The organism is Mycobacterium sp. (assembly GCF_019247615.1).
Taxonomy (GTDB): Bacteria; Actinomycetota; Actinomycetes; order Mycobacteriales; family Mycobacteriaceae; genus Mycobacterium.
Genome location: NZ_JAFBAT010000210.1, coordinates 1 through 9408 on the forward strand (window position 1 = coordinate 1; position 9408 = coordinate 9408).

Here is a 9408-nt window from a genome sequence, read left to right on the forward strand (position 1 = left end):
GGCGACGAAGCGCCGCATCGCCGCCTGTCGCAGCGCCAGGCGCGTGCGCGCACTGCGGCTCACCGCGAGCATCGACCCTCCAAATGTCACTATTGACGCAAATATGTCAGGTATGACATTGTCGCGTCAAGCGAGCAGGAGGTCTCCCATGTCGGACTACGACGCGATCATCATCGGGGCCGGCCACAACGGTCTGGTCGCCGCCAACGTGCTGGCCAAGGGGGGCGCCAAAGTCCTTGTGCTGGAACGGGCCAACTTCCTCGGCGGGATGGCCGCGACCCGCGAGCTCTTCGACGGCTACAAGCACAGCGTCGGCGCCTGGGCGGTGCTGATCTGGCGGCGGGAGATGACCGAGCGGCTGGAGCTGACCAAGTGGGAATTCGAGCTGATGGATCAGTGGACCTCGACATGCACGTTCGGAGACTCCGCCGACACCCCGTTCGTGATGTACAACGACCTCGAACGCATGGCGCGCCACCTGCTCGACGATCACGGGGCCGACACCGCGGCGGCCCTGGGCGCGCTCTTCGCCCACATCGGTCGGTTCGCACCGTATTTCGTCGACTCGGCGTTCGGGCCGCCGCTCGACATCATCGAGGTGATCGCCTCCCAGCCCACACCCGAGGACCGCCACGATTTCGCGCAGATGTGGTACGGCAGCACGATGGACACCGTCCGCCGGTTCCTGGCGCCCGATCAGGCCCGCTGCGTCCAGGGCTCGCTGGCGGCGATGTCCATCGACGCCTTCGACGGCGGCCCCTGGACCCCGGGCTCGAACGCGTCGACGCTGTACCACTACCTGATCGGCGGCGGGAACGTCGAATACATCATGCCGCGCGGCGGGATCGGGTCGCTCAGCGCGGCGCTGTGCCGCCGCGCCGAGTCGTTGGGCGCCGAGGTGCAGATGAAACAGCACGTCAAGCAGGTCCTGGTCGCCGACGGACGCGCCACCGGAGTCCAATTGCGCGACGGCACAACGATTTCGGCCGACACGGTGCTCTCTTCGCTCGACCCCTACACCACGTTCGTCAATCTCGCCGGGGCGCACAACTTCCCGCCCGACTACATCCGCAAGGTCAAGGAGATCAACTTCAACCTCGGCTACATTCAGGCACACCTGACGATCGACCAAGCGCCCCAATGGATCGAGCGGCTGCAGCCCTACATGCACGACAACGGGCAATGGTGCCCCACGGTCGCGTATGCGCCGTCGCCGGAGTACATCAGTGACGCGTGGGAGCAGTACCGCAAGGGGCAGCTGCCCCACGCCCCGCCCACCTATCTGTACATCCCCAGCATGGTCGACTCGTCGCTGGCGCCCGAAGGGAAGCACAGCGCAACGATTTTCACGCCGTACTTCCCCACCGGGCTGGACGCCGACGAAAACCGAAGCTGGAAGGAGCAATACGCCGACACCTGCGTCAACATCTTCGACCGATTCGCGCCCGGGTTCGCCGACTCGGTCACCAACCGCGTCGTGTTCTCCAACCGCTATTTCGGCAGCACCTTCAGCGCCCATGCCGGCGACTACTCACACGGGCTGCTGCAGCCCAACCAGCTGTGGACCGGCCGCGTCGTGGAGGGCGCCGACAAGTTCGCCACCCCGGTCGACGGGCTCTTCCTGTGCGGCCAGTGCACCCACCCTGGCCCCGGGGTGACCGGCATCCCCGGGTGGAACGGCGCCGAGGCGGCCCTGAAGCACCTCTACGCGCGCGTGGCTTGAGGCCTATGCAGGACGCTGCCTGTCATGTACCATTTGGTACATGTTTACCGAAGACAGCATCGAGATCTATGCGCCGCCGCAGCTTGTCTGGGATGTCTTCAGCGACGTCGAGCACTGGCCGGACTGGACCGCCTCGGTGACGTCGCTCGTCGGGCTGGACGGCCCCACCCTCGCCGTCGGCAGACGGTTCGCGATCAAGCAGCCCGGCCTGCAAAAGCTGGTCTGGCAGGTCACCGAGCTCCGGCCGGGCTCATCCTGGACGTGGGTGCAACGCTCCCCCGGCGTGCGGGTGAGCGCGAGCCACCATGTCACGCCACAGGACGGCCGCACCCAGGTCCGCCAGCAGCTCGACCAGGGTGGCGCGCTCGGCGCGCTGGTCGGGCGGCTGATGGTCAAGAAGACCAAGCGCTTCCTCGAAATGGAGGCCCAAGGCCTCAAGGCCCGGTCGGAGCAGCTCAGCCGCGCCGATGGCGCGCACCCCTGATACCGAACGGCGCCGGCAACTGCTCGACGCGCTGATCGCGGAGTTCGCCGCGGGCGGCATCGGCGACCGATCATTGCGCGACGTGGCCGCCGCCGTCGGGACCAGCCATCGAATGCTGTTGCACCATTTCGGGTCCCGTGAGGACCTGCTGGTGGCGATCGTCGAGGAGGTGGAACGCCGCCAGATGGGGGTGCTGCGCGACTTGCCCGCGACGCCGGCCGAGAGCTTCGCCGAGATGTGGGCGGACGTTCGCCGCCCCGACCTGCGCAACCTGGAACGCCTGTTCTTCGAGTGCTACGCCCGCGCCGCCCAGGGCGAAAAGCCTTTCGTGCGAATGGTTCCCGGCGCCGTCGACGGCTGGCTTGACGAGGCCGAAGCCGTCACCGGCGGCCCCATCGATCGGGCGATGGCGCGGCTCGGCCTCGCGGTCGTGCGCGGGCTGCTGCTGGACCTCGTGGCCACCGACGACGAGGCCGGCGTCGACGCGGCCGCAACGGCTTTCGCCGAACTACTTCGGCTTCGGTAACACCGAGATCAGCGTGTCGACGAGTTCCTCGGCGTTGGTGTGCCACTTGTCCAGGTCCATGTGGCCGCTGAGGTCCAAACCGGTGATGCCGTGGGCGCTGGTCAACAGCAGCGCCCCGTAGCGTCTCGCGTGCGCCGGACCGGTGATGCGACCCACGATGTCGAGAAACAGGTTTTGCGCGCGTTCGGCCGCCCGGGCCGCCTCGGTCGCATCACCCGCGGGCGGGACGAACATCAACCGGTACAGGTGCGGCCGCGCGCGCCCGATCGCGATCAGCGAGAGCAGCCCGGCGCGCAAGGACTCCTCGGGCGGGTCGTCGCTGTTGGCCAAAACCTCGAGGGCATCGCCCAATTCGCGCAGCGCGTTGGTGGCCAGGACCGCGAGCAGCGATTCCTTGTCGGCGAAGTGGCGATACGCCGCCGAGTGCGAGACGCCGGCCCGAGCGCCCACCTCACGCAGCGTGACGGCTTCCACCCCGCCGAGGTCGAGCAAGGCCCCCGCGGCCTCGAGCAGCGAACTGCGGGTGGCCGCGGCACTTTCCGCTCGCGTCCTCACCCGCAGAGCATAAGCCCGGCACCCGGTTGACAATGTCAACTCAAACGTCTAGTTTCAGTTGACAACGTTCACTCAAACGAGCCCCCGGACGGAGCCCCGCCATGGATTCCTCGAATCGCGCCGACCGCAACGAGCTGATCGTGGTCACCGGCGCTTCCACCGGCATGGGCGCGGCCACCGCACGAGAGTTGGCGCGCAGGGGTTTTCACGTGCTCGCCGGGGTACGCCGCGACGTCGATGCCGATGCGCTGCGCGCCGAGCGAATCGAGCCGCACATCCTCGACATCACCGTCGAGTCGGATATCGCCGCGCTCGCCGACCGGGTCGCCCGCGACCCGCTGGGTCGTCCGCTGCGCGCGCTGATCAACAACGCTGGGATCGCGATCAACGCGCCGGTCGAGACGCTGCCCCTGGCCGAGTGGCGCCGCCAGTTCGAGGTCAACCTGTTCGGCCACATCGCGATGACCCAGGCGCTCTTCCCCGCCCTGCTGAGCAGCTCGGGCACCGTGGTGAACATCAGCTCCGTTGGCGGCAAGGTGGTCCTGCCGACCTACGGCGCATACGCCGGTTCGAAGTTCGCGCTCGAGGCGGTCAGCGACGCGCTGCGTCGTGAGGTCCGCGACATGGGGATCAAGGTCGTCGTCGTCGAACCCGGCGCCGTCAAGACCGAAATGGCGGAACGCGGAATCGCCACCGCGGAAGCGTTGCAGGCCAACATGACCGCGGACCAGGTCGCGCGCTACGAGGATCTCGCCGCGGCCGTCACGGCCCAGGCCCGGTCGTTCGGGGAGGATGGCGTTTCGGCCGAACACGCCGCACAGGTGATCGCCAACGCCGCGACGGCATCTCGTCCCCGGACGCGCTACACCATCGGGCGCGACGCGGCGATCCTGGTGCGGATCAGCCGCGTGGTATCCGACCGGGTGCTGGACCGCATCGTGCGCCTGAACCTTCGGTCTTTTGCGAAAAGCTCAGCGGCCCAGGGCCGCCGAACGGCGGTTGGCGCGTGAGCCCTTGCCGACCCCGAAGAACTGGTACTCCTCCGGCTTGACCGAGCGGGTCGCCCGCCAGTACTGCCAGGTGTAGCCGCCCCAGAGCACCGTGTTCTTGCCGTGCTCGTCGAGGTACCAGCTGCTGCAGCCGCCGGTGTTCCACACCGAGCCGGCCAGCTTGCGCTGCAGCTCGTCGTTGAAGCGGTCCTGCGCCTCGCGGGTGGGCGCCAGCGCCCGCGCGCCCATCTTGTCGCATTTCGCGATCGCGTCGGCGACATAGTGGATCTGCGATTCGATCATGAACACCACGGAGTTGTGGCCCAGGCCGGTGTTGGGACCCAGCAGGAAGAACAGGTTGGGCACGTCGGCGACGGTGATGCCGCGGTGCGCGCCGATGCCCTCGCGGTTCCAGCGATCGACCAGGTCCTCGCCGTGCTGGCCCTTGATCTGGACGTAGGTATAGGAGTCGGTGACGTGGAAGCCGGTGGCGTACACGATCACGTCGGCCCGGTGCTCGGTGCCGTCCGCGGTGACGATCCCGTCGCGCGTGATGCGGGTGATGCAGTCCGTGATCAATGTGGTCTTCGGGTCGGCGACGGCGCCGTAGTAGGTCGAGGAGTTCAGGATTCGCTTGCACCCGATGCGGTAGTTCGGGGTCAGCTTGCGACGCAGCTCGCGGTCTCGCACCGAGCGATAGATGTTCCACTTGCAGTACGCCTCAATGAATTTCAGCGCGTTGGGACGCTTGGTCATGCCGAATGCCAGCGCCTCTTGCGCCCAGTAGATCCCCAGGCGCACCAGCGCGCGCAGCCCGGGGACGGTCTCCATGGCCGTTCGCAGCGCCGGCGGGATCTCGGGGTTGGAGCGCGGCACCACCCACGGCGGGGTGCGTTGGTAGAGCAGCAATTCGGCGACCTGCCCAACGATCTCGGGCACGATCTGGATCGCGCTGGCGCCCGTCCCGATGATCGCAACCTTCTTGCCGGTCAGGTCGACGCTGTGGTCCCACTCGGCGGAATGGAAAGCGGGACCGGCGAATTCGTCGCGGCCCTCGATGTCGGGGAACGACGGGATGTGCAACGCGCCGGCGCCCGAGATCAGGAACTGGGCGACGTATTCACGCCCGTCGGCGGTGAATACATGCCACCGGCACTCGTCATCGTCCCAGTAGCCGCGGTCGACCAGGGAGTTGAACTCGATGAAGCGGCGCAGACCGTACTTCTCGGTCACGCCCTTGAGGTAGTCCCAGATCTCGGGCTGATATGAGAACGGGTTCTTCCAGTCCGGCTTGGGCTCGAAGGAGAACGAATACAGGTGCGACGGGATGTCGCAGGCGCAGCCGGGATAGCTGTTGTCGCGCCAGGTGCCGCCGATGTCGTCGGCCTTCTCCAGGATGTGGAAGTCCACGCCCTGCTGCTGCAGCTTGATGGCCATTCCGAGGCCGGAGAAACCGGTCCCGATGATCAGAGCGCGGGTCTGCACCGGCTCCTGGGCTCGCTGGGTCGGCTCGACTTGTGTCATGGCATCGGTCACGGCGGATCGGTCTTCCTGTTAGCTCACGCAAATACCCAGTACCCAGGGTATCGGATGGCACGAATGTGCCCAAACCCCTCAGCTCGCGGCCGGGTTGCTGGGCACCACGCTGTGGACCGGCTGGTCGGGGTCGACGGTGATGCCGAGCACCTCTGCGGTCCCGACGACGACCCCCATCATGATGGTCGTCAGGTGCGCGACGAACTGCTCGCGCGGCATGCGTCGCGGGCTCTCGGGGTCGGGGCCGAGCCACCAATCGGTGGCCGACGCGGCGGACCCGAAGGCCGCGTGCGCGGCGAGTTCGAGCGCAGCGTGATCCAGCTCCATCTCCCGCAACTCGTTGTCGAACATGTCGGCCACGGCCAGCGTGATCCCGCGACCCTCGTCGAGGATCTGGGCGGTCGACTGCGGAGTGGCCGCTGAGCGGCCTTGGATGAACACCCGCAAGACGTTGGGGTGCTGGTCGACGAGGTTGACGTACTCCTCGACCGCGCGCCTGATCACCTGGCGGGCCGGATCGGTTTTCAGGTCGATCGATGGGAAGATCGCCGCCCAGAGCATGTCGCGCAGGCGCTCTCCGATCGCCTGGAACAGGTCGGACTTGTCGTGGAAGTGGCGGTAGATCTTGGGCTTGGCGGTGCCTGCCTCCTCGGCTATTTCCCGCACGCTGAGCTCGGGCCCCAGGCGGTCGATGGCACGAAAGGCCGCGTCGACGATTTCGCCGCGCACCTTCTTGCGGTGTTCGCGCCAGCGTTCGCTGCGCGCGTCAACCTTCACCCCGGGCTTCACGCTCGGATGGGGTCGGGGAATCTTCACCACGTCACGCACTTTACCGCTCGGCCAGGGCTGACCTGGGCAGACCGGATGTTCTGGGCTCAGGGAGGGGATTACAGCATGCAGGAGACGCAGCCCTCAACCTCGGTGCCCTCGAGCGCCATCTGGCGCAGCCGGATGTAATAGAGCGTCTTGATTCCCTTGCGCCAGGCGTAGATCTGCGCCTTGTTCACGTCGCGGGTGGTGGCGGTGTCCTTGAAGAACAACGTCAGGGAGAGCCCTTGGTCGACGTGCTGGGTGGCCGCGGCATAGGTGTCGATGATCTTCTCGTAGCCGATTTCGTACGCGTCCTGGTAGTAGTCCAGGTTGTCGTTGGTCATGTAGGGCGCCGGGTAGTAGACCCGGCCGATCTTGCCCTCCTTACGGATCTCGACCTTCGACACGATCGGGTGGATCGAGCTCGTCGAATGGTTGATGTAGGAGATCGACCCGGTCGGGGGCACCGCCTGCAGGTTCTGGTTGTAGATGCCGTGCGCCTGGACCGACTCTTTGAGTCGCTTCCAGTCGTCCTGCGTCGGGATGCGGATTTCGGCATCGGCGAACAGCTGGCGCACCCTGTCGGTCGCCGGCTCCCAAACCTGCTCGGTGTACTTGTCGAAGAACTCTCCCGACGCGTACTTGGATCGCTCGAAACCCTTGAAGTGCGTGCCGCGTTCGATCGCGATGCGGTTGGACGCCCGCAGCGCGTGATACAGCACCGTGTAGAAGTAGATGTTGGTGAAGTCGATGCCTTCCTCGGACCCGTAGAAGATGCCCTCGCGGGCCAGGTAGCCGTGCAGGTTCATCTGTCCCAGCCCGATGGCGTGGGAGTCGTTGTTGCCCTGCTCGATTGAGGGCACCGACGTGATGTGCGTCTGGTCGCTGACGGCCGTCAGCGCGCGGATGGCCACCTCGATGGTCTGGGGGAAGTCGGGCGAGTCCATCGTCTTGGCGATGTTCAGCGACCCCAGGTTGCACGAAATGTCCTTGCCCACTTTGGCATACGACAGGTCCTCGTTGAACTCGGACGGCGTGGAGACCTGCAGGATCTCCGAGCAGAGGTTCGAGTGCGTGATCTTGCCCTCGATCGGGTTGGCCCGGTTGACCGTGTCCTCGAACATGATGTACGGGTAGCCCGATTCGAACTGCAGCTCGGCCAGCGTCTGGAAGAACTCCCGCGCCTTGATCTTGGTCTTGCGGATGCGCGCATCGTCGAGCATCTCGTAGTACTTCTCGGTCACCGAGATGTCGGCGAACGGCATGCCGTAGACCCGTTCGACGTCGTAGGGCGAGAACAGGTACATGTCCTCGTTCTTCTTGGCCAGCTCGAAGGTAATGTCGGGAATCACCACGCCCAGGCTCAGCGTCTTGATCCGGATCTTCTCGTCGGCGTTCTCCCGCTTGGTGTCCAGGAAGCGGCAGATGTCGGGGTGGTGCGCGTGCAGGTACACCGCCCCGGCACCCTGGCGCGCACCAAGCTGATTGGCGTATGAGAAGGAGTCCTCGAGCAACTTCATGATGGGGATGACGCCAGAGGATTGGTTCTCGATGTTCTTGATCGGAGCGCCGTACTCGCGAATGTTGCTCAGCAGCAACGCAACTCCCCCGCCGCGCTTGGACAACTGCAAAGCGGAGTTGATCGATCGCCCGATCGACTCCATGCAATCTTCGACGCGAAGGAGGAAACAAGACACCGGCTCACCGCGCTGCTTCTTGCCCGAGTTCAAGAACGTCGGGGTGGCTGGCTGAAACCGACCGTCGATGATCTCGTCGACCAGCTTCTCGGCCAGCCCGGTGTCGCCGGCGGCCAATGTCAGCGCCACCATCACCACCCGGTCCTCGAAACGCTCCAGATAACGCTTGCCGTCGAACGTCTTCAGCGTGTAGGACGTGTAGTACTTGAAAGCGCCGAGAAACGTCGGGAACCGAAACTTCTTGGCGTAGGCGCGGTCGAGCAGCGTCTTGACGAAGTTGCGCGAGTATTGGTCGAGAACCTCACGCTCGTAATAGTTCTCGCGGATCAGGTAGTCGAGCTTCTCGTCGTAATTGTGGAAGAAAACCGTGTTCTGGTTGACGTGCTGCAGGAAGTATTGATGCGCGGCTTCCCGATCCTTGTCGAACTGGATCTTGCCGTCGGCGTCATACAGATTCAGCATCGCGTTGAGCGCGTGGTAGTCCGTCTCCCCCGGCAGGGCGTGCGCGCCGGAGATTACAGGCTCTGCAGCGACGGTTGGTGGCACGTCAGTTCCTTCCAGAAGTCGGCGAGCCCCGCGCGGACGGCATCCACGTCGTCCGGGGTTCCCATCAGTTCGAAGCGGTAAAGATACGGAACGCCGCACTTGCGGGAGATGACGTCGCCCGCATAGGCGAATTCGGCGCCGAAATTGTTGTTACCCGCGGCGATGACGCCGCGGATCAACGACCTGTTGTGCTCGTTGTTAAGAAACGCGATGACCTGTTTGGGGACATAGCCACCCGCATTGATATCCGGAGTGGCCCGTCCGCCGCCATACGTCGGCACCACCAACACATATGGCTCGTCGACCTCGATGCGGCCGTGCAGCGGTATCCGCGTCGCGGGAAGACCCAGCTTTTGCACGAAGCGGTGGGTGTTCTCCGACACGCTCGAGAAGTAGACGAGGTTGCGCCGCGTGCTGTCCATAGCACCGCAACCTCCTTACTTGTCGTCCGCCGTCACCGGCTGCTTACGCGCTCAGCGCCGAGCCGGCGAGCGCCTTGATCCGATCCGGCCGGAAACCCGACCAGTGGTCGTTCCCCGCCA

At 65.5% G+C, this 9408-nt stretch carries 9 protein-coding genes and 1 pseudogene; 4 read left to right on the forward strand and 6 right to left on the reverse strand.

All coding sequences use genetic code 11. The features are described 5' to 3' along the window. The first annotated feature begins 148 nt into the window (after window positions 1-148). The 3 genes from JO059_RS14555 to JO059_RS14565 are packed head-to-tail and all read left to right on the forward strand — an operon-like array spanning window position 149 to window position 2733. Window positions 149-1723, forward strand: coding sequence for an NAD(P)/FAD-dependent oxidoreductase (locus JO059_RS14555; RefSeq protein WP_293319854.1), 1575 nt, complete (start codon window positions 149-151; stop codon window positions 1721-1723). A gap of 40 nt (window positions 1724-1763) precedes the next feature. Next, on the forward strand, window positions 1764-2207 hold the full coding sequence (locus tag JO059_RS14560; RefSeq protein ID WP_293319856.1) for an SRPBCC family protein: 444 nt from the start codon (window positions 1764-1766) through the stop codon (window positions 2205-2207). After that, window positions 2191-2733: a TetR/AcrR family transcriptional regulator gene (locus tag JO059_RS14565; protein ID WP_293319858.1), complete on the forward strand. Its 543-nt coding sequence runs from the start codon at window positions 2191-2193 to the stop codon at window positions 2731-2733. Before JO059_RS14560 ends, JO059_RS14565 begins: the two co-directional genes overlap by 17 nt. Here JO059_RS14565 and JO059_RS14570 read toward each other — a convergent pair. Then, the gene (locus tag JO059_RS14570) at window positions 2716-3288 is read right to left on the reverse strand and encodes a TetR/AcrR family transcriptional regulator (protein ID WP_293319860.1); all 573 of its coding nucleotides are present in this window, start codon (window positions 3286-3288) and stop codon (window positions 2716-2718) included. The genes JO059_RS14565 and JO059_RS14570 overlap by 18 nt on opposite strands. Window positions 3289-3389: 101 nt before the next feature. Here JO059_RS14570 and JO059_RS14575 point away from each other — a divergent pair, with 101 nt between their 5' ends. Then, on the forward strand, window positions 3390-4298 hold the full coding sequence (locus JO059_RS14575; RefSeq protein WP_293319862.1) for an SDR family NAD(P)-dependent oxidoreductase: 909 nt from the start codon (window positions 3390-3392) through the stop codon (window positions 4296-4298). Here JO059_RS14575 and JO059_RS14580 read toward each other — a convergent pair. The 5 genes and pseudogenes from JO059_RS14580 to JO059_RS14600 all read right to left on the reverse strand — a co-directional run. Further along, entirely contained in the window at window positions 4260-5801 is a 1542-nt protein-coding gene (locus tag JO059_RS14580) for an NAD(P)/FAD-dependent oxidoreductase (RefSeq protein ID WP_293319870.1), read from the reverse strand. The two genes, JO059_RS14575 and JO059_RS14580, sit on opposite strands and share 39 nt — an antisense overlap. A gap of 90 nt (window positions 5802-5891) precedes the next feature. Further along, window positions 5892-6632 (reverse strand): TetR/AcrR family transcriptional regulator, encoded by a 741-nt coding sequence (locus tag JO059_RS14585; protein ID WP_293319864.1) that lies wholly within the window; start codon window positions 6630-6632, stop codon window positions 5892-5894. A gap of 68 nt (window positions 6633-6700) precedes the next feature. Then, window positions 6701-8866 carry a class 1b ribonucleoside-diphosphate reductase subunit alpha gene (gene nrdE, locus JO059_RS14590; protein ID WP_293319866.1) on the reverse strand — a complete coding sequence of 722 codons (2166 nt, stop codon included), beginning with the start codon at window positions 8864-8866 and terminating at the stop codon, window positions 6701-6703. Further along, window positions 8836-9288: a class Ib ribonucleoside-diphosphate reductase assembly flavoprotein NrdI gene (nrdI, locus tag JO059_RS14595; RefSeq protein WP_293319868.1), complete on the reverse strand. Its 453-nt coding sequence runs from the start codon at window positions 9286-9288 to the stop codon at window positions 8836-8838. Before nrdI ends, nrdE begins: the two co-directional genes overlap by 31 nt. 43 nt (window positions 9289-9331) lie before the next feature. Then, window positions 9332-9408 (reverse strand): annotated as a pseudogene (locus tag JO059_RS14600) (NrdH-redoxin); the annotation flags it as partial.